Annotated in this window: 25 protein-coding genes; 16 read left to right on the top strand and 9 right to left on the bottom strand. The window is 63.9% G+C overall.

Annotated elements, in window-relative coordinates:
- Positions 1–137: 137 nt before the first annotated feature.
- From tarD to BRAD3257_RS11180, 5 genes are all read right to left on the bottom strand, one after another.
- Positions 138–1307, bottom strand: a complete 1170-nt coding sequence (tarD, locus tag BRAD3257_RS11200; protein WP_122401873.1) for a D(-)-tartrate dehydratase — start codon at positions 1305–1307, stop codon at positions 138–140.
- Between the two features lie 171 nt (positions 1308–1478).
- The gene (locus BRAD3257_RS11195) at positions 1479–1721 is read right to left on the bottom strand and encodes a DUF3297 family protein (protein ID WP_035730878.1); all 243 of its coding nucleotides are present in this window, start codon (positions 1719–1721) and stop codon (positions 1479–1481) included.
- An 11-nt stretch (positions 1722–1732) separates the two neighbouring features.
- Entirely contained in the window at positions 1733–2209 is a 477-nt protein-coding gene (locus BRAD3257_RS11190) for a glutathione peroxidase (protein ID WP_122401871.1), read from the bottom strand.
- 2 nt (positions 2210–2211) lie between these two features.
- Positions 2212–3612, bottom strand: coding sequence for an amidase family protein (locus BRAD3257_RS11185; RefSeq protein WP_122401870.1), 1401 nt, complete (start codon positions 3610–3612; stop codon positions 2212–2214).
- Positions 3613–3823: 211 nt separating this feature from the next.
- Entirely contained in the window at positions 3824–4081 is a 258-nt protein-coding gene (locus BRAD3257_RS11180) for a DUF6894 family protein (protein WP_122401869.1), read from the bottom strand.
- A 262-nt stretch (positions 4082–4343) separates the two neighbouring features.
- On the opposite strand from BRAD3257_RS11180, the gene pqqA reads away from it, so the two are divergent.
- From pqqA to BRAD3257_RS11130, 10 genes are all read left to right on the top strand, one after another.
- Positions 4344–4424, top strand: a complete 81-nt coding sequence (gene pqqA / locus BRAD3257_RS11175; RefSeq protein WP_007595659.1) for a pyrroloquinoline quinone precursor peptide PqqA — start codon at positions 4344–4346, stop codon at positions 4422–4424.
- Between the two features lie 132 nt (positions 4425–4556).
- A complete protein-coding gene (gene pqqB / locus BRAD3257_RS11170; protein WP_122401868.1) occupies positions 4557–5486 on the top strand; it encodes a pyrroloquinoline quinone biosynthesis protein PqqB in 930 nt (309 codons plus the stop codon).
- Positions 5487–5506: 20 nt separating this feature from the next.
- Positions 5507–6262: a pyrroloquinoline-quinone synthase PqqC gene (pqqC, locus tag BRAD3257_RS11165; RefSeq protein ID WP_407194429.1), complete on the top strand. Its 756-nt coding sequence runs from the start codon at positions 5507–5509 to the stop codon at positions 6260–6262.
- Between the two features lie 12 nt (positions 6263–6274).
- Positions 6275–6586 (top strand): pyrroloquinoline quinone biosynthesis peptide chaperone PqqD, encoded by a 312-nt coding sequence (gene pqqD, locus BRAD3257_RS11160; protein ID WP_122401866.1) that lies wholly within the window; start codon positions 6275–6277, stop codon positions 6584–6586.
- Positions 6583–7776 (top strand): pyrroloquinoline quinone biosynthesis protein PqqE, encoded by a 1194-nt coding sequence (gene pqqE / locus BRAD3257_RS11155; RefSeq protein ID WP_122401865.1) that lies wholly within the window; start codon positions 6583–6585, stop codon positions 7774–7776. The genes pqqD and pqqE overlap by 4 nt, the downstream gene beginning before the upstream one ends.
- Entirely contained in the window at positions 7766–8752 is a 987-nt protein-coding gene (gene pip / locus BRAD3257_RS11150) for a prolyl aminopeptidase (protein ID WP_122401864.1), read from the top strand. Before pqqE ends, pip begins: the two co-directional genes overlap by 11 nt.
- A gap of 109 nt (positions 8753–8861) precedes the next feature.
- On the top strand, positions 8862–9539 hold the full coding sequence (locus tag BRAD3257_RS11145) for a DUF4286 family protein (protein ID WP_122401863.1): 678 nt from the start codon (positions 8862–8864) through the stop codon (positions 9537–9539).
- A 238-nt stretch (positions 9540–9777) separates the two neighbouring features.
- Positions 9778–11577 (top strand): FAD-dependent oxidoreductase, encoded by a 1800-nt coding sequence (locus tag BRAD3257_RS11140; protein WP_122401862.1) that lies wholly within the window; start codon positions 9778–9780, stop codon positions 11575–11577.
- Positions 11547–13394 carry a 2-oxoacid:acceptor oxidoreductase subunit alpha gene (locus tag BRAD3257_RS11135; protein ID WP_162500161.1) on the top strand — a complete coding sequence of 616 codons (1848 nt, stop codon included), beginning with the start codon at positions 11547–11549 and terminating at the stop codon, positions 13392–13394. Before BRAD3257_RS11140 ends, BRAD3257_RS11135 begins: the two co-directional genes overlap by 31 nt.
- A gap of 130 nt (positions 13395–13524) precedes the next feature.
- A complete protein-coding gene (locus tag BRAD3257_RS11130) occupies positions 13525–14580 on the top strand; it encodes a 2-oxoacid:ferredoxin oxidoreductase subunit beta (RefSeq protein WP_122401860.1) in 1056 nt (351 codons plus the stop codon).
- Here the strand turns inward: BRAD3257_RS11130 and BRAD3257_RS11125 are convergent, their stop codons facing one another.
- Together BRAD3257_RS11125 and BRAD3257_RS11120 are read right to left on the bottom strand one after the other, a co-directional pair.
- Positions 14581–15045 carry a DUF4399 domain-containing protein gene (locus BRAD3257_RS11125; protein ID WP_122401859.1) on the bottom strand — a complete coding sequence of 155 codons (465 nt, stop codon included), beginning with the start codon at positions 15043–15045 and terminating at the stop codon, positions 14581–14583.
- 16 nt (positions 15046–15061) lie between these two features.
- Positions 15062–16591: an SUMF1/EgtB/PvdO family nonheme iron enzyme gene (locus tag BRAD3257_RS11120; protein WP_122401858.1), complete on the bottom strand. Its 1530-nt coding sequence runs from the start codon at positions 16589–16591 to the stop codon at positions 15062–15064.
- Positions 16592–17112: 521 nt separating this feature from the next.
- Here BRAD3257_RS11120 and BRAD3257_RS11110 point away from each other — a divergent pair.
- The 6 genes from BRAD3257_RS11110 to BRAD3257_RS11085 all read left to right on the top strand — a co-directional run bounded on the left by BRAD3257_RS11110 (position 17113) and on the right by BRAD3257_RS11085 (position 19951).
- The gene (locus tag BRAD3257_RS11110; RefSeq protein ID WP_122401856.1) at positions 17113–17736 is read left to right on the top strand and encodes a hypothetical protein; all 624 of its coding nucleotides are present in this window, start codon (positions 17113–17115) and stop codon (positions 17734–17736) included.
- A gap of 38 nt (positions 17737–17774) precedes the next feature.
- Entirely contained in the window at positions 17775–18245 is a 471-nt protein-coding gene (locus BRAD3257_RS11105; protein WP_162500160.1) for a DsrE family protein, read from the top strand.
- Between the two features lie 251 nt (positions 18246–18496).
- A complete protein-coding gene (locus BRAD3257_RS11100; RefSeq protein WP_122401854.1) occupies positions 18497–18820 on the top strand; it encodes an ArsR/SmtB family transcription factor in 324 nt (107 codons plus the stop codon).
- The gene (locus BRAD3257_RS11095; protein ID WP_122401853.1) at positions 18817–19245 is read left to right on the top strand and encodes an SRPBCC family protein; all 429 of its coding nucleotides are present in this window, start codon (positions 18817–18819) and stop codon (positions 19243–19245) included. The genes BRAD3257_RS11100 and BRAD3257_RS11095 overlap by 4 nt, the downstream gene beginning before the upstream one ends.
- A gap of 42 nt (positions 19246–19287) precedes the next feature.
- Complete coding sequence (locus BRAD3257_RS11090) at positions 19288–19491, top strand: hypothetical protein (RefSeq protein ID WP_162500159.1); 204 nt, start codon at positions 19288–19290, stop codon at positions 19489–19491.
- A 13-nt stretch (positions 19492–19504) separates the two neighbouring features.
- Positions 19505–19951, top strand: coding sequence for a DUF1801 domain-containing protein (locus BRAD3257_RS11085; protein WP_122406493.1), 447 nt, complete (start codon positions 19505–19507; stop codon positions 19949–19951).
- A 56-nt stretch (positions 19952–20007) separates the two neighbouring features.
- Here the strand turns inward: BRAD3257_RS11085 and BRAD3257_RS11080 are convergent, their stop codons facing one another.
- Together BRAD3257_RS11080 and BRAD3257_RS11075 are read right to left on the bottom strand one after the other, a co-directional pair.
- Positions 20008–21546, bottom strand: a complete 1539-nt coding sequence (locus BRAD3257_RS11080) for a SpoVR family protein (protein WP_122401851.1) — start codon at positions 21544–21546, stop codon at positions 20008–20010.
- The gene (locus BRAD3257_RS11075) at positions 21543–22820 is read right to left on the bottom strand and encodes a YeaH/YhbH family protein (protein WP_174221632.1); all 1278 of its coding nucleotides are present in this window, start codon (positions 22818–22820) and stop codon (positions 21543–21545) included. Before BRAD3257_RS11075 ends, BRAD3257_RS11080 begins: the two co-directional genes overlap by 4 nt.
- Positions 22821–22842 lie beyond the last annotated feature (22 nt).

Here is a 22842-nt window from a genome sequence, read left to right as displayed (position 1 = left end):
GCCGCAGGCGGAGACATACGAGAACGTCACGGCTCTCTCCGCCGTCATTGCGAGCGCAGCGAAGCATCCAGACTTGCCTCCGCGGTAAGATTCTGGATCGCTTCGCTCGGAATGACGTGTGTGTCGCCACAGTCGGGCTACTCCGCCAGCGCCTTCATTTCCTTGTAGAGATCGGACTTGCCTTCGAAGCCGATGCCTGCAAGCTCGGGCATGGTGATGTGGCCGTTCTCGACGCGGACGCCGTCCGGGAAGCCGCCGTAGGGCTGAAACAGGTCGGGGTAGCTTTCGTTGCCGCCTAAGCCGAGGCCGGCGGCGATGTTGAGTGACATCTGGTGGCCGCCGTGCGGTATGCAGCGGCTGGGGGACCAGCCGTAGGTCTTCAGCACCTCGAGCGTGCGCTGGTATTCGCACAGGCCGTAGGACAGCGCGCAGTCGAATTGCAGCCAGTCGCGATCGGGGCGCATGCCGCCGTAGCGGATCAGGTTGCGGGCGTCCTGGTGGCTGAACAAGTTTTCGCCTGTCGCCATGGGAGCCGGATAGAATTCGGCGAGCGCCGCCTGCAGCGCGTAGTCGAGGGGATCGCCGGCCTCCTCGTACCAGAACAGGGGATAGTCGCGCAGCATTCTTGCGTAGGCGATTCCCGTTTCCAGATCGAAGCGGCCGTTGGCGTCGACGGCGAGTTGCGCGTCGTTGCCGATCTCCTTCAGCACCGCCTCGATACGCGTACGATCCTCGTCGATCGGCGCGCCGCCGATCTTCATCTTGACGACGTTGTAGCCGCGATCGAGATAGCCGCGCATCTCGCCGCGCAGCATCGAAAGATCCTTGCCGGGATAATAGTAGCCGCCGGCGGCGTAGACGAAGACGCGCGGATTGGCGGTGACGCCGTGGCGTTCGGCGAGCAGGCGGAACAGCGGCTTGCCGGCGATCTTCGCCGTCGCATCCCACACCGCCATGTCGATGGTGCCGACCGCGACCGAGCGCTCGCCATGACCGCCGGGCTTCTCGTTGGTCATCATCGCGCCCCAGACCTTGTCGGGGTCGAGATTGTCGCCGGCGCTATTGAGCAGCGACTTCGGATCGGCCTCGAGAATGCGCGAGGCAAAGCGCTCGCGGATCAGGCCACCCTGCCCGTAGCGGCCGTTGGAGTTGAAGCCGTAGCCGACGACGCGCTTGCCGTCACGAACGACGTCGGTGACGACGGCAACTAAGCTCGTCGTCATCTTGGTGAAGTCGATATAGGCGTTGCGGATCGGGGACGAGATCGGTTTTGTGATCTCGCGGACGTCGGTGATGCGGACGGACATGGGGTTGGCCTTTGGTGGTTGTTGTCGTCATTGCGAGCGAAGCGAAGCAATCCGGATTGTCACCGCGGAAAGATCCTGGATTGCTTGGTCGCATCCGCGCAAAATTGCTGCGCAATTTTGTCGCGAGCTCCTCGCAATGACGAGGAGAGAGCGGCGCGCGCTCAGTTCAAACTATTTCTTATCCCTGAAATACGGCTCCACCGGGCCGTGCACCTTGATGGTCAGCGGGTTGCCGTAGCGGTCCTTGGCGTTCCCTGCGGTGACGCGGACCCAGCCTTCGCTGATGCAATACTCCTCGACATTGGTCTTCTCGATGCCCTTGAAGCGGATGCCGACGTCGCGCGCCAGGATGTCCGCGTTGTAGTACGGGCTGTTCGGGTCGACCGACAGGCGGTCGGGAAATTCGTCGCTCATGCTTGTCTCGCTCACAACAGTGTTTCGATTTGCTGCCGCAATCCTTCAGGCCGTGCGGTCGGCGCGTAGCGCGCGACCACGCGGCCCTCACGGTCCACCAGGAATTTGGTGAAATTCCATTTGATGGAGGCGCCCAACAGGCCGGATTGCTGACGTTTCAGGTACTCGTACAGAGGATGCGCCTTCGGCCCGTTGACGTCGATCTTCTCGAACAGCGGGAAGGTGACGTCGTAATGGGTCGAGCAGAACTCCTGGATCTCGCTCGCCTGCCCCGGCTCCTGCGCGCCGAACTGGTTGCAGGGAAAGCCGAGCACCGAGAAACCGCGCGGGGAGAGGTCGCGATAGAGATCCTCGAGGCCGCGATATTGCGGCGTGAAGCCGCATTTGCTCGCGGTGTTGACGATCAAGAGCACCTGCCCCTCGAACCGGCGCATCTGCACCTCCTCGCCGGCAAGCGAGTTGGCCTTGAAGTCGTAGATGGTGCTCATCGCTAGCCCACGGGATCGATCGGCGACGGCGGCACGCCGCCGGCCTCGATCGCTTCACCTGCCAGCAGACAGAGATCCTCGCGATAGCGGCCGGAAACGATGTGCACACCGACCGGGGCCTTGCCGACGAGTCCGGTGGAGACGACGAGGCCCGGCAAGCCCATGAAGGGAATGGCGATCTGCGGCAGCTGCGCTTCCCAGACGCGCTTGAAGGATTCGTCGTCCTTGCGGTCGAGATGATCCGGGAACGGCAACTCGCCTGAGACCGGCGTCAGCAGCACCGAGTATCTTTCGAAGAACAGCATCCATTCGCGCGTCAGCGTGGCTCTTCGGGTCAGCGCCTTGGCGTAATTGGCCTGGTCCATCGGCGTGACCCTTGCGAGGTTGCCGCGCAGACAGGCCAGCGCGCCGGGATCGCCCTCGCGCTCGGCCATTTCCAGCTGCGCCTCATAACCGTCGCCGAGCCAGAGTTTTATTTGCCACTCGACCGCCTCGCGCATTGGCGGCGTGTCCGCGATGATGTCGACGGTCCAGCCGGCGCGTTCGAGGCGCTTGCCGGCATCGCTCACCGCCGCTTTCACCTCCGGCGTGGTGGCAAGGCCGCCCGGATTGAGGCAGAGCGCGGCGCGCTTTTCCCGTGTCGGGCCTTGCAGCGGCACCGGCACGAACCAGGGGTCGCGGACGTCACGGGCCGACATTGCTTCGAGCGAGATGCGCAAATCGTTGACCGTGCGCGCCAGCGGGCCTGACACCGCCATGATCTGCGGCCCGATCGGGCGCTCCGGCAGTGCCGGGTTGAAGGCGGGGATGCGGCCGAGCGTCGGGCGCAATCCGTGCACACCGCAGGCATAGGCGGGATAGCGGATCGAGCCGGCGATGTCGGTGCCATGGGCGATGTGGCCGATGCCGGCCGCGACCGCCGAGCCGGCGCCGCCGGAGGAGCCGCCCGGGGTCAGCGAAGCGTCGCGGGGGTTCTTGGTGTCGCCATGGATCAGATTGGTGGTGAACCAGCGGTAGGAGAAGGCCGGACAATTGGTGCGGCCGAGCAGGACGGCGCCGGCTTTGCGGAAATTGGCGACCACCGGATTGTCCTCGCGCGCGATCAGGTCGCGCTGGAGCTTCAGGCCGTTGGTGGTGGCAAAGCCTTCCTGGTCGACATTGGCCTTGATGGTGACGGGCACGCCGGCGAGCACACCGGGGTCCTCGCCCCGCGCGATGGCCGCATCGACGGCATCGGCCTGCTTGAGCACGTCCTCCGGCCGGTGGTCGATCACGGCATTGAGCTGGGGATTGACGGCATCGAGCCGCGCGAGGCCAGCCCGCGCGGCCTCCCTGGCAGAGACTTTCTTGGACTTGACGAGGGTGGCGAGGTCGGCGGCCGACAGGCGCCAGAGGTCTTGCATGGTTTGGCTCCGTATGACCGGCGTCTTTTAGCGCCGGCAACGCGGCAAAGCCATGCGGATTTCGCGGGGGTGAAGGGCAGGTTTGGCGCTGGCTGATGCCTCATTCTGCATTGCTTCGCAGAGCCTGTCATCGGGCCGCGCTTCGCGCGGACCCGTTGGCTCGCAATCACGGTGGAGAGAGCGGCGGGCCCTTACCCGACCGCGCGTCCGGCTAATGCTTCGTCGCCGACTGGTCCGGCATATCCAGCAGGGCCTCGGTGAAGGGAAACTCCAGCACGATCTCGCCGTCGGTATCGGTCACCTCGATCACCGCGTCCAGCAAGGCCCGTTGGGTGCCTTCCGACTTCACGACCTCAAGGATCATCTGGCGCGCGACCTCCCAGGCGCGATCGGGGTTACGCAGGTCCTCGCCGTCGGGATCCACGATCAATTCGTCGCCGATACGGGTGTTGAAGAAATATCTGGGCATGCCTGATCCAATGGGGTCGCCTGGAGCCGAACAGAAGCCGTTGCATACTCACAACTCGTTTATCCCGACAGGGATCACGACCTATCGGCGATTTTGCGGACGGCATTCGTTCATCTTTACGGCCGCAATGCGCTCACTTTGCAGTGCAACAATTCCGCTGGCTACTACCTAGGTCGGGAAAATTTCACTGGCGAACTTTTCCGCCAGCATTAGTTTAACGGGCGGGCGGATACGTCCCGAATTCGCAACATGGAGAGCCGAAATGGCCTGGAAAGCCCCGAAGATCGTCGAAGTGCCCTGCGGCATGGAAATCAACATGTATGTGAGCGCCACCCGCAAGTAAGCGGTTGGTGAGATCGCGTTCTGCGCAGGTGGATCTTTCGGCCCGACTTCTTTCGGTCACGATGATGTCCGGAAGACAGCTTTTGTGTCGGCCTGAGATCCACCTCGCGAATTTGCCTCCAGGAGACGGATCATGCTTCGCGTCGTCGTCCTGGGCGCCGGGGCCGGCGGCGGAGTTCCGCAATGGAATTGCGGCTGCGAGGGTTGCCGAGCGGCCCGCAGCGACGGCCACGAGCTTCAAAGGACCCAAGCCTCGGTCGCCTTCAGCGGTGACGGCGAGCACTGGTTTCTGATCAACGCCTCTCCCGACCTGCGGCAGCAGTTGAATGCCACGCCGCAGCTGCACCCCAAGGCGGGCGCACTGCGTCACACGCCGATTGTGGGCGTGATTTTGACCAACGGCGAAGTCGATGCCGTAGCCGGCCTGCTGTCGATGCGCGAGGGCTCGCCCTTTACGGTGTATGCGCACGAGAAGGTGCTGGCGATCCTTGCCAGCAACAGCATCTTCAATGTGCTGAATGAGAAGAACGTGCGGCGCCAGCCGATCGGTGTCAGTGAGCCGTTCGAGCTCCGGCTGCCGGATGGGGCGCGCTCCGGCCTGGAGGTGCTACCCTTCGCAGTGCCGGGCAAGTCGGCCTGGTATCTCGAAGGCAAGGTGCATCCGGGCGGCGGGAGCGGCGACGGCGACACTCTGGGCCTGAAGATCACCGACAAGGCCACGGGCAAGTTCTTCTACTTCATTGCGGCCTGCGCCGAGGTGACCGACGCGCTGAAGGCCGAGATCGACGGCGCGGCGCTGGTGTTCTTCGACGGCACGGTCTGGCGCGACGACGAGATGATCAGGGCCGGCCTCGGCCACAAGACCGGCAAGAGCATGGGACATGTCGCCATGTCCGGCGACGACGGCGCCATCGCACGGCTGGCCGACCTCAATATCGACAGGAAGCTGTTTCTGCATATCAATAACTCGAATCCGGCGCTGCTGCCCGACTCGCCCGAGCGCAAGATCACTGAGGAGGCGGGCTGGCAGATACCCGCGGATGGAACGGAGATCGTGCTGTGAATGCCGCATCATTGACTGGAATGACCGCGCTCTCGATCGGCAAGGACATCAAGCTCAACTCTGCCGAGGAGCTCGAGGCGACGCTGCGCCATATCGGGGCGACGCGCTATCACAGCCTGCATCCGTTCCACAAGCTCTTGCATGGCGGCAAGCTCAACAAGGGCCAGGTGCAGGCCTGGGCGCTCAACCGCTACTATTACCAGAGCACCATCCCGATGAAGGACGCGGTGGTGATCTCGCGCTTCCGCGACCGCGCCACGCGCGTGGAATGGCGCCACCGCATCGAAGACCATGACGGCGATGTCGGCAGCGAGGGTGGAATCGAACGCTGGCTCAAGCTGACCGAAGGGCTTGGCCTCGACACCGCTTACGTCGAATCCACCGAAGGCATCTTGCCGGCGACGCGGTTCGCGGTCGAAGCCTACGTCCACTACTGCCGCGAAAAAAGCCCGCTGGAGGCGATCGCCTCCTCGCTCACCGAGCTGTTCGCACCGAACCTGCATGAAGAGCGCATCTCCGGCATGCTGGAGCATTACGACTTCGTCAATCCTGATATCATGAGCTATTTCAAGCGCCGCCTGACCCAGGCACCGCGCGATGCCAATTTCGCGCTTCATTATGTCAAGACGCACGCCACGACGCCGGAGCAGCGCGCGCAGGTCTGCAACGCGCTGATCTTCAAGACCAACGTGCTGTGGGTGCAGCTCGATGCGCTCCAGCATGCCTATGTCGAGGGCCACATTCCGCCGGGCGCCTTCGTGCCCAAAGCGAGCTGAAGAGGAGGATCGATGGCTGGGCCGCGAAACATCAGCGTCAGCGAGGCAAGCCGCCCCGTGCTGCCGCGGCATGCCAAGCTGAAGTTTGACGAGATCCGCAAGGTCTGGGTGATCCTGGCGCCGGAACGGGTGCTGGCGCCGGACGAGATCGCGGTCGAGGTGCTGCAGCTCTGCAACGGCGAGCGCAGCGTCGGCGACGTCGCAGATCAGTTGGCCGCGAAATATGCCGCGCCGCGCGAGGCGATCCTCACCGATGTCATCGCCATGCTGCAGGATCTCGCCGACAAGGGCTTTCTCACCGAAGCCCGGGAGAAGACGTCATGAGCGATGTGCTGGGCAACATCCCGCCAGAGACCAGCGACAGCCTCGCGGTGCTGGAGAAGCAGCGCTCGACGGCGGAGACTTTTGGCATCCCGCTCGCGGTATTGCTCGAGATCACCCATCGCTGCCCGCTGCAATGCCCCTATTGCTCCAACCCGGTCGAGCTCGACCGCTCCGGCAAGGAGCTGACCACCGAGGAATGGAAGAAGGTGTTGAGCGAGCTCGCCGAGATTGGCGTGCTGCAGGTGCATTTCTCCGGCGGCGAGCCGACGGCGCGCAAGGACCTGGTCGAGCTGGTCAAGCATGCGAGCGACGCCGGCCTCTACACCAATCTGATCACCTCGGCCGTGCTGCTGACGCGCGAACGCCTGAGCGATCTGGCGGATGCCGGGCTCTGCCATGTGCAGATCTCGTTCCAGGGTGTCGAGGAAGGCCTCGCCGATCGCGTCGCCGGTTACAAGAACGCTCATCGCAAGAAGCTCGAAGTGGCGAAATGGACGCGCGAGCTCGATCTGCCGCTCACCGTGAACGCGGTGATGCACCGGCAGAACCTGCACCATCTCCCTGATATCATCCAGATGGCCCTCGATCTCGACGCCGACCGGCTCGAGGTCGCCAACGTGCAATATTACGGCTGGGCGCTGAAGAACCGCGCTGCCTTGATGCCGACTGTGGCGCAGCTGGACGAATGCACCCGCCTGGTCGAGGAGGCGCGCGAGCGGCTGAAGGGCCGGCTGACCATCGACTACGTCGTGCCCGATTATTACGCGCTACGGCCGAAGAAATGCATGGGCGGCTGGGGCCGGCAGTTCTTCAACATCTCGCCCGCCGGCAAGGTGCTGCCCTGCCACGCCGCCGAGAGCATCACCGGGCTCGAGTTCGAATCGGTGCGTTCCAACCATTCGATCGCCTGGATCTGGCAGAACTCGGAGGCCTTCAACCGCTATCGCGGCACCGGCTGGATGAAGGAGCCGTGCAAGTCTTGCGAATTCCGCGAGATCGATTTCGGCGGCTGCCGCTGCCAGGCCTTTGCGCTGACGGGCGATGCCGCCAACACCGACCCGGCCTGCGCGCTGTCGCCGTTGCACGAGACCATCTTCAAGCAGGCCGAGCGCGAGGCCGAGGGCGAGACCAACCGCTTCCTGTATCGCAATTTCGCCGGCGGCACGCTGGAATCCGAGAATGACGCCTGACGCCGACGCAGCCAGCTCGATCAGGCGCGCCGATCCTTTTGCGCCGCTGACCGCGGACATGCTCGACGTCGGCGACGGCCATGAGCTCTATGTCGAGAGCATCGGGCGCGCGGACGGAATCCCTGCGGTCTATCTGCATGGCGGGCCCGGCAGCGGCTGCCAGCCCGACCATCGCCGGCTGTTCGATCCCGATCGCTTCTGCGCCGTGCTGTTCGACCAGCGCGGCTGCGGCCGCAGCCGTCCCAAGGGATCGCGCGCGCACAACACCACCGCGCACCTGATCTCGGACATGGAGAAGATCCGCGAAAAGTTCGGATTCGAGCGCTGGATCGTGGTCGGCGGCTCCTGGGGTGCGACGCTGGCACTGGCTTATGCCGAAGCGCACCCCGAGCGCGTGTCGGGCATCGCGCTGCGCGCGACGTTTCTCGGCACGCGGGCCGAGGTCGAGACGGCCTTCACCTCGCGCCTGTCGCAATTCCATCCCGCGCTGTACGAGGATTTCCTCAGCGCGCTGCCTCGGGAAGAACGCGACCGGCCGGTGGAGGCCTATTGGCGCCGCATCCTCGATGCCGATCCGGCCGTGCACGGCCCGGCGGCGAAGGCCTGGCACGACACCGAGCGCACGCTCTCGGAGCACAAGCCCGCAAAGACACGGCTGGACCTGGCCTCGCTGAACGTGTGGCGGACGCTACCGGCGACGCCGTTCATGGAGGCGCATTATTTCGTCAACGACAGCTTCATGAGCGAAAACCAGCTGCTGCGAAACGCGGGCCGGCTCGAAGGCATTCCCGGCATTATCGTGCAGGGGCGCTATGATCTGTTGTGTCCTCCCGCGACGTCCCAGGCCCTTGCGAAAGTCTGGTCCGGTTCCGAGCTTCGCATCGTGGAAGAGGCCGGACATTCGCTTTATGATGGCGGCGTGAGGGATGCCGTCATGAAGTCGATCGCCGACCTTGCTTCGAAGATTCCGCGATAAGGATCTAGCCCCTCATCCTGAGGAGCGCGCCCTTCGCGCGCGTCTCGAAGGATGAAGGCCGAGAGACGCGCTCCTCACCATGAGGGGCTAGCATGGAAGGACAAGAACAATGCCGCTCGCCGGAAAAGGCATGCTGCTGACGTCGATGAATATCGACGCCGCCGATGAGATCGATTTCAACCGCTGGTACGATCGCGAGCATCTGGAAGAGCGTGTCGCGATCGACGGATTCCTCGAAGCGCGGCGCTATGTCGCGCATGCCGCCAATCCCAAATATCTGTGCCTGTACTCGACCGCGAGGCTCGACGTGCTCGACAGTCCCGCCTACAAGGCGCGGCTCGCGAACCCGACCGACTGGTCGCGGCAGACCATGGCGCGCTTCAAGGACATGCTCCGGGTCGTCGCACGCATCACGATCAGCAAGGGCACCGGACGCGGCGCTGCGCTCGGCGTTGTACGGCTGCGGCCGACGCCCGACAATGCAGCGTCCTGGCGTGATGCACTGCAAGAGAGACTGACGCCGGACGAGCGCGACGGCATCATCTCGATGCATCTGCTCGAAAGCGAACCGGAATTGTCGGGTGCAACGGCGGCAATACCGGCGGCGCGCAACGAGGGCGCGCGCGACTGGTTCGTGCTGATCGACGGCACGCATGTCGGCGCGGTCTCCGCCGTCATCGCCGAGCGCTTCACCGGTCCGGCTGCGGCGCCCTTCCCGCTTCCGATCTCCGTCGGCACTTATTGCCTGATGTGGGACCTCGCGAAGAGCGATATCGCACGCAGCTGAACCCGCATCCCCATCGCAGCATGTTGCACCGCACGCACATTGCGTGCGGCCACTGATGCTGTGCGCGCTTGGCTCCCATGAAAGAGCGGAAGCGCGCAAATTTGCCGTTGTACTTCGGAGTGGTTCTAATAAGCTAACCTAATGACGTCATTCAGAAACCAGATCGACGCGCGTTAAGCGTTCGCCAAGCTCAAGAAGAGGCCGCCGGGTCCTTTGAGCCTGGGCGGACAGGGTAGGAATGAAACCGACCGATATCGCGGCCCCCGACTACTTTCACAAAGTGGTCGATTGCCAGTGGGCCTGTCCTGCGCACACCCCGGTTCCCGAATACATCCGACTGATCGCACAAGGCCGCTACAGCGATGCCTACATGATCAATTGGAAATCGAACGTGTTTCCCGGAATTCTGGGACGCACCTGCGATCGTCCCTGCGAGCCGGCGTGCCGCCGCGGACGCGTCGAGGAGAATCCGGTGGCGATCTGCCGCCTCAAGCGCGTCGCCGCCGACTTCAAGGACGACATCAGGCAGCGCCTGCCGAAGCCCGTGCCGACGAACGGCAAGCGTGTCGCGCTCGTTGGCGGCGGCCCTGCCTCGCTGACGGTGGCGCGCGATCTCGCGCCGCTCGGCTATCACTGCACCGTGTTCGATGCCGATCCGGAAGCCGGCGGCATGATGCGGACGCAGATCCCGAAATTCCGCCTGCCCAACTCCGTGATCGACGAGGAGACCGGCTACATCCTGGGTCTCGGCGTCGACTTCAAGGGCGGCCACCGCATCGACAGCATGAGGTCGCTGCTTGCAGAGAAGTACGACGCGATCTTCGTCGGCTCCGGCGCGCCGCGCGGCCGCGAGCTCGACATTCCCGGCCGGAAAGAGGCAGCAAGCAACATTCATATCGGCATCGAATGGCTGGCTTCGGTCTCGTTCGGCCATGTCGACAAGATCGGCAAGCGCGTGATCGTGCTCGGCGGCGGCAACACCGCAATGGATTGCTGCCGCACCGCGCGCCGTCTCGGCGGCGAGGACGTCAAGGTGATCGTGCGCTCCGGCTTCGAGGAGATGAAGGCCTCGCCCTGGGAAAAGGAGGATGCGATCCATGAGGACATTCCGATCCTCAATTTCCTGGTCCCCGTCGCCTTCGTGCACGAGAACGGCAAGCTCACCGGCGTCACGTTCCAGAAGGTGAAGGCCGAGTACGACGCCAAGGGCCGCCGCAACCTCGTTCCCTCGGGCGAGCCGGACCAGACCTTCGCATGCGACGATGTGCTGGTCGCGGTCGGCCAGGAGAACGCCTTCCCTTGGATCGAGCAGGATTGCGGCATCGAGTTCGACAAATGGCACATGCCGAAGGTCGATCCCAAGACCTTTGCATCGACCAATCCGAAAGTGTTCTTCGGCGGCGATGCCGCGTTCGGTCCGAAGAACATCATCTGGGCGGTCGCGCACGGCCATGACGCCGCGCTGTCGATCCACAAGATGCTGTCAGGCGAGGACATCAGTGAGCGTCCGCTGCCGGAGGTGCAAATCTCTTCACAGAAGATGGGCATCCACGAATGGAGCTATGACAACGACATCTCGATCGACAAACGCTTCAAGGTGCCGCATCGCGACAAGGTCGTCGCGCTGAAGGACATCCGCGCCGAGGTCGAGCTCGGCTATGACGTCAAGCTCGCGCTCGGCGAGGCCCATCGCTGCCTGAACTGCGACGTACAGACCGTGTTCTCGACCTCGCTCTGCATCGAGTGCGACGCTTGTGCCGATATCTGCCCGATGGATTGCATCACCTTCACGGGTAACGGCGAGGAAAGCGATTTGCGCCAGCGCCTGAAGGCGCCCTCACTGCATCCGGATCAGGACCTCTACGTATCCAGCGACCTCAAGACCGGGCGCGTGATGGTGAAGGACGAGGATGTCTGCCTGCATTGCGGGCTTTGCGCCGAGCGTTGTCCCACCGGAGCCTGGGACATGCAGAAGTATTTCATCGAGATGACTCACGCAGGTTCGACATGCCCGACAAAAAGCCGATCAGCAGCGTAAACGACTTCGTCGTCCGCTTCGCCAACGTCAACGGCTCGGGGTCGGCCAGCGCCAACGAGATGTTCGCGCGCGCGATCCTGCGCCATGGCGTCCCCGTGAGCCCGCGCAACATCTTCCCCTCCAACATCCAGGGCCTGCCGACCTGGTACGAGGTACGGGTGACGGAGGCCGGACATCTCGGCGCCCGCGGCGGCGTCGACATGATGGTGGCGATGAACCCGCAGACCTGGGACAAGGACGTCGCCGGCATCGAGCCCGGCGGTTACCTATTCTACGATTCCACCAAGCCGATGCCGTCGACCAAGTTCCGCGACGACATCACCGTGATCGGCGTGCCACTCACCGCCATCACCAACTCGACCTATACCGATCCGCGCCAGCGCCAGCTGTTCAAGAACATCATCTATTTGGGCGCGCTCAGTGCGCTGCTCGACATGGACCCGAAGCTGATCGAGCAGCTGATCGGCGAGCAGTACAAGGGCAAGGAGAAGCTGCTCTCCTCCAACGTCCATGCGCTGCATCTCGGCCGCGACTGGGCGCTGCAGAATTTGAAATGTCCGATCGGGCTGCGGGTAAAGAAGTCCGACAAGGTCGGCGACCGCATCTTCATCGAGGGCAACAGCGCCGCCGCGCTCGGCGCCGTCTATGGCGGCGCCACGGTGTGCGCGTGGTATCCGATCACGCCGTCCTCGTCGGTGGCGGAGGCCTTCACCGCCCATTGCAAGAAGTACCGGCACGATCCGGAAACCGGCAAGGCGAAATACGCGATCGTGCAGGGCGAGGACGAGCTGGCCTCGATCGGCATCGTCATCGGCGCCTCCTGGAACGGCGCCCGCGCCTTCACCGCGACCTCAGGCCCCGGCATCTCGCTGATGACGGAGTTCATCGGCCTCTCCTACTTCGCCGAGATTCCGGCGGTGATCATGAATATCCAGCGTGCCGGCCCCTCCACGGGCATGCCGACGCGCACCCAGCAATGCGACATCATCGCCTGCGCCTATGCTTCCCATGGCGACACCAAGCATGTGCTGCTGTTCCCGGAAGATCCGGCGGAAGCGTTCGAGTTCGCGGCCGCCGCTTTCGATCTCGCCGACCGGCTGCAGACCACCATCTTCCTGATGCTCGACCTCGACATCGGCATGAACCACCGGCTCTGCCGCCCACTGAAGTGGGACGATGCCAGGCAATATGACCGCGGCAAGATCATGACCGCGGAGATGCTGGAGGAGGGCCGCGACTTCGGCCGCTATCTCGACGTCGACGGTGACGGCATTCCCTACCGCACCTATCCCGGCACGCACCCGACCAAGGGCTCCTATTTCACGCGCGGCACCTCGCGTGATCGCTATGCGCGCTATTCCGAGGAAGGCACGGTCTACGCCGACAACATGCAGCGCCTGGTGCGCAAGTTCGAGACCGCGCAGGACCTGGTGCCGCGGCCGCTGCAGGCCAATGCGGAACGGCCGACGAAATACGGCGTGATCTATTTCGGCTCGACCTCGCCGGCGATGGATGAGGCGATCGGACTTTTGGAGGCGCGCGGGCATCAGCTGGACCGCCTGCGCATCCGCGCCTTCCCGTTCCATTCGAGCGTGGCGAGCTTCCTCGCCGAGCACGACTTCGTCTACGTGGTCGAGCAGAACCGCGACAGCCAGCTGCGGCAGCTGATCGTCAACGAGAACGGCATCGATCCCGTCCGGCTCGTGCCGATCGTGCATTACGACGGCACGCCGATCACCGCCCGCTTCATCGCGAAAGCCATTGGCGACCACCAGGATCACCTCAAGGTGACCCCGCTCCGCAAGGCTGTGTCATGAACAACACCTTGCGCTCTCGTCCGTCATGCCCGGGCTTGAGCCGGGCATCCACGCCTTTCTTTCTCCTGGCCAAGAGGTGGATGGCCGGGACAAACCCGGCCATGACGCCGCGGAAATTTCAGGTGCTCGCATGACCTATATCGCCAAGCCGAAATTCCATCATCCCGGCCTGAAGAAAAATGAGCTCGGCTACACGCATCGCGACTACGAGGGCAAGATCTCGACGCTGTGCGCGGGCTGCGGCCACGACTCGATCACGGCCTCGATCATCGAGGCCTGTTATGAGCTCTCGATCGAGCCGCACCGGGTGGCGAAGATCTCCGGCATCGGCTGCTCGTCGAAGACGCCGGACTATTTCCTCGGCAATTCGCACGGCTTCAACTCCGTGCACGGCCGCATGCCCAGCGTGCTGACCGGCGCCAACCTCGCCAACCGCGATTTGATCTATCTCGGCGTCTCCGGCGACGGCGATTCCGCCTCGATCGGCTTCGGCCAGTTCGCGCATTCGATCCGGCGCGGCGTCAACATGACCTATATCGTCGAGAACAACGGCGTGTACGGCCTGACCAAGGGCCAGTTCTCGGCCACCGCCGACCGCGGCTCCAAGAGCAAGAAGGGCGTCACCAACACCGACAACGCCATCGACCTCGTCGCGATCGCGCTGCAGCTGGGCGCAACCTTCGTCGCGCGCTCATTCTCCGGCGACAAGGCCCAGCTGGTGCCGCTGATCGCGGCCGCGATCCGCCACAAGGGCGCATCCTTCATCGACGTCATCAGCCCCTGCATCGCATTCAACAACCACGCCGGCTCGACCAAGAGTTTTGACTACGTCCGCGAGCACAACGATGCCGTGAACCGGCTCGACGTGCTGGTCAGCCGCGATCCGATCGCCGTCGATTACGCACCGGGCACGGTGCAGGTGGTCGAGCAGCACGACGGCAGCAAGGTCGCGCTGCGCAAGATCGACGCCGACTACGATCCGCATGACCGGTTGGGAGCCCAGACCTTCCTCGCGAGGCACGCCGCCAAGGGGCAGATCGTCACCGGCCTGCTCTATGTCGACCCGGACGCGGAAGATCTGCACGAGCATCTCAACACGGTCGAGACCCCGCTCAACACGCTGGAAGCGGACACGCTCTGCCCAGGCTCGGCGGTTCTGGACAAGATCAACGCCAGCCTGCGGTGATCAACGGCGCCGCACCGAACCGGGCTGCCTGACTCGTACGGTGATCTTGTCAGACACGACGGGCGGATCGAAGGGATAGTGCTTCGCATCGCCCAGCACCAGTTGCAGCGTGTGCGTGCCGGGCGGAAGCTCGAGAAGCGTTTCGGTTTGCCCTGCTCCGAAATGCAGATGGGACTTGTCCTGCGGGATCGGTTCCTTGGTATCGATGGGGTCGTTGACGTCGACCAGCAAATGGTGATGACCGGCGTTCTGGTAGTCATCGCCGGCATGCGTCACGCCCATATTGCGCAGACCGAACCGGACCCAGAAGCCACCACGGACCTTCTGGCCGTCCTGCGGGGTGATGAAATAGAGCTTGGCGTCCTTGGGAGCGGTCTTGCCCTGAGAGTAAGCAGCGCTTGTCAGCAGAACGATGGGCAGCAATGCGAGCGCCGCTGCCAGCGCGGCGCAGCGAATGATTTTCATCAAACCTACTCCAGACCTAAGGACTGAGCGCGACACGGAATCCATGCGTCGGGTAACGAACATTGGTATCATAGCCATCGCGGTTGGACGGCCGCACATATCTCGAATCGTTCTTCCAGGAGCCCGAGCGCAGGACGTGCGATGAGCAGTCGCCGCCGGTCCATGCCGAGCCGTCGACGGGCGCGCCCTGGTAATTCTTGTGCCAGCAATCCTCGACCCATTGGTCGACGCCGCCGCCCATGTCGTAGAGGCCGAATGGATTGGGCTTGAATCTGCCTACCTTCGCCGGCTGCTCGGCCGCGAGGTCGCCGCAATCCTTGCATCCGGCCATGCCCGGCTGGAGCTTGTCGCCCCACCAATACTTCGTTTGCGTACCGCCGCGGGCTGCGTATTCCCATTCGGCCTCGCTCGGGAGCCGGTACTGCTTTTTCGTCGCCTGCGACAGAAAGGCGGCATATTGCTGCGCGTCAGTCCAGCTCACATTGCTGACCGGCGCATCGTCCTTGCCGGTGGCCGTGAAGGAGCACGCCTTCGCAGCCGCACATTCGTTCCACTCCTGCACGGTCACCGGATATTTTCCGATCGAGAACGGCTTGATCGTGACCTGGTGCACGGGACGCTCGGTCGGATCGTCGTTGCTCCCCATCGCGAAACTGCCGCCGCGAATGGCGATCATTTCGGGCTCGCGCAGCGGTGTCGAGGACGGGCTCGGCGCCGGTGCGGGCGATGAAGGCGCCGACGCCAATGACGGAGATGGTTGCGGCGCCTGCGTCGCGGCTTCGCGCGGCAGAGCTTGCGGGACGGGGGATGGCGCCGGAGAGACGGCGGGCGCTGCGACCTGCTGGCCGACCCTGCCTTGCGGCTGTGCCAGCAAATACCAGAGTGCGCCGGCGGCAATGACGAGCAGCGTGACGGCCAGGAAAAAGATCAGCGCGTTCTCGCGCCGGCTTCTTGTCCTGCCGACGGCATCTGCATCCGGCAGCACGCGATAGACGCGCACGGGATCGGTGATGTTCTTGACCTTGCGGTCGCCGAGCGACTCATAGCCGCACACGATCTTGTGCTTGATCTGCTCGTAGATCGCGCCGGAGATGTAGACCTGCCCCGGCTCCGCGATGCCCTCGATACGCGTGGCGATGTTGACGCCGTCACCATAGATGTCGTCCGGCTCCACGATGACGTCGCCGAGATTGACGCCAATCCGATATTCGAGCCGCGAATGCTTGGGAACCGAAGCGTTGCGAGCGACGAGATTTTGCTGGATGACGATGCTGCATCGAACGGCCTCCACGGGACTGTCGAAAATGGCGATGAAGCCGTCGCCGGTCGTCTTCACCAGGCTTCCATGGTGTTCGATGATGCTGGGCTGGATGAGATCTCGCTCGATCCGCTTGACGCGAGCATGCGTGCCTTCCTCGTCGGCCTGCATCAATCGGCTGTAGGAGGCGATGTCGCCGACGATGATCGCGGCGAGACGACGAGGCATTGCGCCGTGCGGCGGCGGCTCATCCTGATTTCCGGATCTGAAGTTGCGAATTTCGCCCATGCGGGGGGACTCCACACACGACAAGAGGCGGTCCCACTCTACGACTGCCAAGAGCAATCGCCTGTGAAGGCTATCACATCGCCGAATGGGAACAATGTCGAAGGCTGCGCTACATCGAGTTCCCTAGGGGCGAAGGGCCCACCTCGATTGAACCTTTGCGGCCTTACGCTCGACTAAGGCGGTGCATGGAACCGCGCTGCCCGCTCCGCTCTGCGCGCGTGTGCGAGCTGAACGCGCCACGCATGCGGCCACCGCCTCGGCTGCGCCCTGGACGCGAAATTGCCGGGCCGATAGGTCGCGGACGGATCTCCAGGCCATGGTGTCATCGGCGATCGCCGTGTTGCGAATGCCGACCCGAGTGATGAACACGACCGGCGCCCTGGAGAAGAGCAGCATCCAGAGCGTGCGCAAGGCGTGCGCCAGAAGCGCTTGAACGCGCCGCTCGCCGCCTGCGACTAACCGCCAGTCGGCTCCCGCCTGCTCGTTGCGGATTGACGACGGTTCACACGCTGGGTGCGATCATGAAGCTTGCTCTTTTCCTGCCGCTCGTCCTTGCCGCCTTCGTCGGCGTCGCCCGCGCCGACGAGGCCGACAAGGTCCGGGAGACCACAAAGGCCGAAGCCGACGCCTTCAATGCGCGGCTCTATGCGGGGACACCCGCCGACAAGTCCTACGCCTGCTTCGTCCGCCGCTACGATGCCGAACACCTGGCGCGGCATCCCAAGCAGAAGGTGGCATCCATGAAGCTGCTGATCTCGGCGGAAACCGACAAGGAGGACAAGCAGCTGCACAATTCCTTCCGCTTGGGCTTCCGCTATCGGCACCGCTCCGGCGATTTCGACTCCAGCGGCTCGTGCGGCAGCCATGCCGTCCTTCTCAGCCAGGGGGACGAGGTCCGCATGGGCTGCGGCGTCGACTGCGAAGGCGGCGGCATCGAAGTGGCGCTGTCCAAGGACAACAAGTCCGCGATCATCCGCCTCGAGCAGATCAGGGTCTGGCAGAACAACAAGCCGGACGACGAGGCCGAGCGATCGCTGGTCGCCGGCGCCGACGACAAGATTTTCCGCCTCGACCGCACCTATACCAGCGAATGCGCTTCGCTGGTGACCGATCGCAAGGAGCTCGCCGCACTGCGCCACAAATGATATCTGTCGCCGGGCTCGGTCAGCCGAAGGAGATCGCCATGAACCGGCGGAACATGTTGTGGAGCGCCGTCTCGACCTTGGGCGCGGCGCTTGGCGCGGCACTTGGCGCCGCACTTGGCGCCTCCAGTGCGAAAGCCGCGACCGAAGCGGGCGCGAGCAAGCTGAAGGTCGTCTATCATCTCAGCGATGCCGAGAAGGTCAATTTCGTGCTCGGCAATATCCAGAACCACATCGACGGCGTCGGCGGGCCCGAGCATGTGGCGATCGCGCTGGTGATCCATGGCCCGGCGCTGAGGGCGTTTCACTCGGCGCAGGCCAACCCCGAGGTCAGCAAACGCGTCGGCGATTTCTCCAAAGACGGCGTCGAGCTTGCCGCCTGCGGCAACACGATGAAGGCGCAGAACGTTACGCTCAACGAGCTGCTGCCGGGCTTCGTCAGCGCCGAGAAGGGCGGCGTAGTGCGGTTGGCCGAGCTGCAGTCGCAGGGGTATCTGTATTTGCGGCCGTAGCGTTGTGGATGGCGTCACCTCATCCACCGTCATTGCGAGCCAACGGGTCCGCGCGAAGCGCGGCCCGATGACAGGCTCCGCGAAGCAATCCAGAATCCCTGCGCCGAGACAATCTGGATGCTTCGTCGCAAGGGCTCCTCGCAATGTCAGCGGAGTACGTGGCGCCCTCTCGCCTCATCACCACCCCGCTTGACTAACCCATAACTCCACGGTTATAGATAAACCTATAACTTCCCGGTTATGGATCTCGCATGTCCGCCGCGCACGATCTCCTGTTCAGGATGCTTGCCGACCCGACCCGGCGGGCGATCTTCGAGCGGCTGTGCCGCGAGGGCGAGCAGACCGTCGGGGCGCTGACCGCGCGATCCGGTGTGTCCCAGCCGGCGGTCTCGAAACATCTCGGCGCGCTCAAGCAGGCTGGGCTGGTGCGCGATCGCCATGAAGGACGACAGACGCACTACAGCGCGCAGCCCGGCGCGCTCAACCCGCTGGTCGACTGGACTAGCCAGATGACCGGCTTCTGGCAGAGGCGGCTCGACGCCCTCGACGATCTCCTGAAGAGGATGGACCAATGAACGATCCTGCCGAGACACGCTCCGTCGTCCTCGAGCGCGAATTTGCCGCCCCAGTGGAGCGGCTGTGGCGCGCACTGACGCAGCCGCATCTGATCGAGGAATGGCTGATGAAGAACGACTTCAAGCCCGTCGTCGGTCATCGCTTCAACCTGCGCGGCGAATGGGGCGGCGTGCTGGACTGCGAGGTGCTCACCGTCGAGCCGCAGAAGACGCTGGCCTACACCTGGAATTTCTCGCATGAGGACGCCGCCTTCGATCTCAAGAGCGTGGTGACCTTCACGCTGACACCGACGGGCGCGGGCACGCGCCTGCGCGTCGAGCAGGCGGGCTTCCGCCCGACGCAGAAGCAGGCCTTTGGCGGCGCGCATGCCGGCTGGAAGCAGTTTTTGGCCAAGCTGGACGAAGTACTGGCGCGGGCAGGCTAGCTCCGCCGGCGTCCATTTCGATCAATCTCGGAGGAGGTCTCAATGAGCACCCAAATGTGGATTCGGCAGATTCATCGCTGGCTGTCGATGGCGTTCACGCTCGCGGTCATCGCCAACATCGTGGCGATGACCATGCAGCTCCAGGCCGTGTGGATCGGCGTCCTGGCGCTCGTGCCGCTCATCCCCCTGCTCGCGACCGGACTCTATCTGTTCGCGTTGCCCCATGTCAGCCGCGGCAACGCGTGAACGAGGCGGGATGATGCGGAAGGCCATGACACCGAAAAAGGTACGCGTGAAAGAAGCGAATGAACCTTCGCCCTCGAAACTGATCGACGGCAGGATCAAGGAGCTCGGCGACTGGCGCGGCGAGATGCTCGCGCGGATCCGCGGTCTGATCAAGCAGGCGGACCCCGACGTCGTCGAGGCGTGGAAATGGCGCGGCGTTCCCGTTTGGGAGCACGACGGCATCATCTGCACCGGCGAAACCTACAAGAACGTGGTGAAGCTGACCTTCGCGAAGGGCGCGGCGCTGGAGGATCCCGCGGGCCTGTTCAACTCCAGTCTCGAGGGCAATGTGCGGCGCGCGATCGATATTCGCGAGGGCGTAGAGATCGACGAGAAGGCATTGAAGACGCTGATCCGCGCGGCGGTGCAGCTGAATGCGTCGAAGGCAAAGAAGAAGCCGGCGAAGAAGCGATCGGTCTAAAGCATGATCCGGAAAAGTGCGAAGCGGTTTTCCGGATCATGCTTTGGCCGCTCGCCTCAGGCCACCGCCGCCGGGATCGGGCGCGGGCTCACGACATATTCGCGCAGGACCTTGTCTTTGGCATCGACCTCGATCAGCGCGACGTCGTAGGTCCAGAGGTCGGCGAGATGCTGGAGCACCCGCTTGGCATCGGTCTCGTTGAGCTGCGAGCCCTTGATGACGTGGTGATGCAGGATCAGGCGGCGGTCGCCGGAGAGATCGACGTCGACCACCTCGATGTTGGCATCGATGAAGCCGACGTCGTGCTGCCGCGCCAGCTCGCGGCGCACGCGGCGGAAACCGCGCTCGTCATGGATGGCATCGACGCGGATGCCGGCGCGCTCCTCGGGATCGTCGTGCAGATGGAACATGCGGAAGTGCCGCATCAATCTGGGGCTCAGGAACTGGCCGATGAAGCTCTCGTCGCGGTAGTTGGCCCAGACGTCGCGCAGCACGCCCATGACGTCGCCCTTGCCGGCGATGTCCGGGAACCATTCGCGGTCCTCATCCTCCGGCTTGGTGACGATGCGCTCGATGTCCTGCATCACGGCAAAGCCGAGCGCGTAAGGGTTGAAGCCGGAGAAGCGGGGGTCGTCGAATTCGGGCTGGAACACGACGTTGGTGTGCGATCCCAGGAATTCGAGGAAGTTGCCGTCGCTGATGCGACCCTGCTCATGCAGCTTGGTCATGATGCGATAGTGGACGTAGGTCGCCGTCCCCTCGTTCATCACCTTGGTCTGGCTCTGCGGATAGAAATATTGCGCGATGTGGCGGACGATGCGGAGCAGCTCGCGCTGCCAGGGCGCCAGCCGCGGCGCGCTCTTCTCCAGGAAATAGAGCAAATTCTCCTGCGGCAGGCCGAGCAGCTTGCGGCGGCGCTCGATGCTGAGCGCGGACCGGCTCTTGGTCGCGCCCTTCGGGACCGTGCGCCAGAGATCGTTGAAGACCTCCTCCTCGTGCTGGCGGCGGCGCCCTGCCCGCTTCTCCTCGGCGCGCAGATCGAGCTTCTTCTTGCCGGGATAGCGGTCGATGCCGTGCGACATCAGCGCATGCGCGGCATCGAGCGTGCGCTCGACCTCGATGCGGCCGTAGCGATCCTCGCATTGCATGACGTAGTTCTTGGCGAAGTCGAGATAGTCCAGGATGCCGTCGGCATCGGTCCACTGCTTGAACAGATAATTGTTCTTGAAGAAGTGGTTGTGGCCGAAGGCGGCGTGTGCGATCACCAGCGTCTGCATCGTCGCCGTGTTTTCCTCCATCAGATAGGAGATGCAGGGCGAGGAGTTGATCACGATCTCATAGGCGAGCCCCATCAGGCCCTTGCGGTAGGACGCCTCGTGGAACGCAAAGTGCTTGCCGAACGACCAGTGCTTGTAGAACAGGGGCATGCCGACCGACGAATAGGCGTCCAGCATCTGCTCGGCCGTGATGACCTCGATCTGGTTCGGATAGACGTCGAGCCCGAGATCCTTCAACGCCACCTGCTCGCAGGCATCGGTGATGCGCTGCAAGGTGTGAAAATCCCAATCGGCGCCTTCGAACAAACGTTCCGTCATGGAGCGGTCTTCTCCTGGGCAGTTTCGCGGCGCTGGAACAGATCGTGGAACACCGGAAAGATCTCGCTGCGCTCCGAGACCTTGCGCATCGAGAGCGGCGCGCCGCTGTTGCGCAGGCGCTCATAGAGGGCCCAGAGCGAGGAGTCGGAGAGATCGAAGGCGCTGCCGCCGGATTCACCGACCTCGAGATAGGCAAAGAACTGGCAGACCGGCAGGATCTTGTCGGTCAGCAGCAGCCCCGTGAGCTCGCCGTCGGAATAGGAATTGTCGCCATCGGAGGCCTGCGCGGCGTAGATGTTCCAGTCCGACGGGTTGAAGCGCTCGCGCACGATCTCGTGCATCGCCTGCAGCGCGCTCGAGACCAGCGTGCCGCCCGAGGCCGGACCGTAGAAGAAGGTCTGCTCGTCCACCTCCTCGGCGCGGTCGGTGTGGCGGATGAAGACGATCTCGACGTGCTTGTAGCGCCGCTTCAGGAACACGTAGAGCAGCATGTAGAAGCGCTTTGCCAGGTCCTTCATGTGCTCGGACATCGAGCCGGAAACGTCCATCAGGCAGAACATCACGGCCTGCGCGACGGGCTTCGGCACCGTCTCGAAGCGCCGGTAGCGGATGTCGAGCGGGTCGATGAAGGGGATGCGCTTGGACTTCGCCTTCAGCTTTTCGAGCTCGGCGACCAGCTCCGCCCGTTCGTCCTCGTCGGTGCAGGCAGCGATCGCCGCCTCCAGTTCCTCGATCTCCTCCTTACGGGGACGCCGGAGCGCGATGCGGCGCGCCAGCGCGAGCTTCACCGTCCGGCTCACCGAGATGTTGGCGGGCGAGCCCGACGTGGTGTAGCCGGCGCGCTGGATGCCTTCGCTCTCGGTCTGCGCGATCTTGCGCTTGGCGAGATCCGGCAGCTCGAGGTCGTCGAGGAAAAGATCGACGAACTCGTCACGGCTCAGCACGAAGCGGAAGGCGTCCTCGCTGTCGCCTTCGCCGGGGCCGGAATCCTTGGCGCTGCCCTGGCCCTGGCGCTGGAGATAGTCGCCCTCCACGAACTTCTTGTTTCCGGGCAGCACCATGTCGCGCGTTCCGCCTTCACGGCGGAAACGCGGCTCGTGCATGCCGTCGAGCGGGATCGTGACCTCACCCCCCTCCAGGACGTCCTTGATGTCGCGTTCCTGCGAGGTCTTCTTGACGGCGCCCTGCACCAGGGATTTGGCCCGACGCAAGAACCGCTGGCGGTTCTCAAGACTCTTGCCGCCTGGATTCAGGCGCCTGTCGATGATGTGAATGGGCACTTTACCATCCGCCTCC

It is taken from the genome of Bradyrhizobium vignae (assembly GCF_900324035.1).
GTDB lineage: Bacteria > Pseudomonadota > Alphaproteobacteria > Rhizobiales > Xanthobacteraceae > Bradyrhizobium > Bradyrhizobium vignae.
This window is presented reverse-complemented; position numbering and strand designations above follow the sequence as displayed.

Excerpts from the sequence above, each read along its gene's own strand:
- tarD (WP_122401873.1), bottom strand. The coding sequence starts at position 1,307 with ATGTCCGTCCGCATCACCGACGTCCGCGAGATCACAAAACCGATCTCG.
- BRAD3257_RS11195 (WP_035730878.1), bottom strand. The coding sequence starts at position 1,721 with ATGAGCGACGAATTTCCCGACCGCCTGTCGGTCGACCCGAACAGCCCG.
- BRAD3257_RS11190 (WP_122401871.1), bottom strand. The coding sequence starts at position 2,209 with ATGAGCACCATCTACGACTTCAAGGCCAACTCGCTTGCCGGCGAGGAG.
- BRAD3257_RS11185 (WP_122401870.1), bottom strand. The coding sequence starts at position 3,612 with ATGCAAGACCTCTGGCGCCTGTCGGCCGCCGACCTCGCCACCCTCGTC.
- BRAD3257_RS11180 (WP_122401869.1), bottom strand. The coding sequence starts at position 4,081 with ATGCCCAGATATTTCTTCAACACCCGTATCGGCGACGAATTGATCGTG.
- pqqA (WP_007595659.1), top strand. The coding sequence starts at position 4,344 with ATGGCCTGGAAAGCCCCGAAGATCGTCGAAGTGCCCTGCGGCATGGAA.
- pqqB (WP_122401868.1), top strand. The coding sequence starts at position 4,557 with ATGCTTCGCGTCGTCGTCCTGGGCGCCGGGGCCGGCGGCGGAGTTCCG.
- pqqC (WP_407194429.1), top strand. The coding sequence starts at position 5,507 with ATGACCGCGCTCTCGATCGGCAAGGACATCAAGCTCAACTCTGCCGAG.
- pqqD (WP_122401866.1), top strand. The coding sequence starts at position 6,275 with ATGGCTGGGCCGCGAAACATCAGCGTCAGCGAGGCAAGCCGCCCCGTG.
- pqqE (WP_122401865.1), top strand. The coding sequence starts at position 6,583 with ATGAGCGATGTGCTGGGCAACATCCCGCCAGAGACCAGCGACAGCCTC.
- pip (WP_122401864.1), top strand. The coding sequence starts at position 7,766 with ATGACGCCTGACGCCGACGCAGCCAGCTCGATCAGGCGCGCCGATCCT.
- BRAD3257_RS11145 (WP_122401863.1), top strand. The coding sequence starts at position 8,862 with ATGCCGCTCGCCGGAAAAGGCATGCTGCTGACGTCGATGAATATCGAC.
- BRAD3257_RS11140 (WP_122401862.1), top strand. The coding sequence starts at position 9,778 with ATGAAACCGACCGATATCGCGGCCCCCGACTACTTTCACAAAGTGGTC.
- BRAD3257_RS11135 (WP_162500161.1), top strand. The coding sequence starts at position 11,547 with ATGCCCGACAAAAAGCCGATCAGCAGCGTAAACGACTTCGTCGTCCGC.
- BRAD3257_RS11130 (WP_122401860.1), top strand. The coding sequence starts at position 13,525 with ATGACCTATATCGCCAAGCCGAAATTCCATCATCCCGGCCTGAAGAAA.
- BRAD3257_RS11125 (WP_122401859.1), bottom strand. The coding sequence starts at position 15,045 with ATGAAAATCATTCGCTGCGCCGCGCTGGCAGCGGCGCTCGCATTGCTG.
- BRAD3257_RS11120 (WP_122401858.1), bottom strand. The coding sequence starts at position 16,591 with ATGGGCGAAATTCGCAACTTCAGATCCGGAAATCAGGATGAGCCGCCG.
- BRAD3257_RS11110 (WP_122401856.1), top strand. The coding sequence starts at position 17,113 with ATGAAGCTTGCTCTTTTCCTGCCGCTCGTCCTTGCCGCCTTCGTCGGC.
- BRAD3257_RS11105 (WP_162500160.1), top strand. The coding sequence starts at position 17,775 with ATGAACCGGCGGAACATGTTGTGGAGCGCCGTCTCGACCTTGGGCGCG.
- BRAD3257_RS11100 (WP_122401854.1), top strand. The coding sequence starts at position 18,497 with ATGTCCGCCGCGCACGATCTCCTGTTCAGGATGCTTGCCGACCCGACC.
- BRAD3257_RS11095 (WP_122401853.1), top strand. The coding sequence starts at position 18,817 with ATGAACGATCCTGCCGAGACACGCTCCGTCGTCCTCGAGCGCGAATTT.
- BRAD3257_RS11090 (WP_162500159.1), top strand. The coding sequence starts at position 19,288 with ATGAGCACCCAAATGTGGATTCGGCAGATTCATCGCTGGCTGTCGATG.
- BRAD3257_RS11085 (WP_122406493.1), top strand. The coding sequence starts at position 19,505 with ATGCGGAAGGCCATGACACCGAAAAAGGTACGCGTGAAAGAAGCGAAT.
- BRAD3257_RS11080 (WP_122401851.1), bottom strand. The coding sequence starts at position 21,546 with ATGACGGAACGTTTGTTCGAAGGCGCCGATTGGGATTTTCACACCTTG.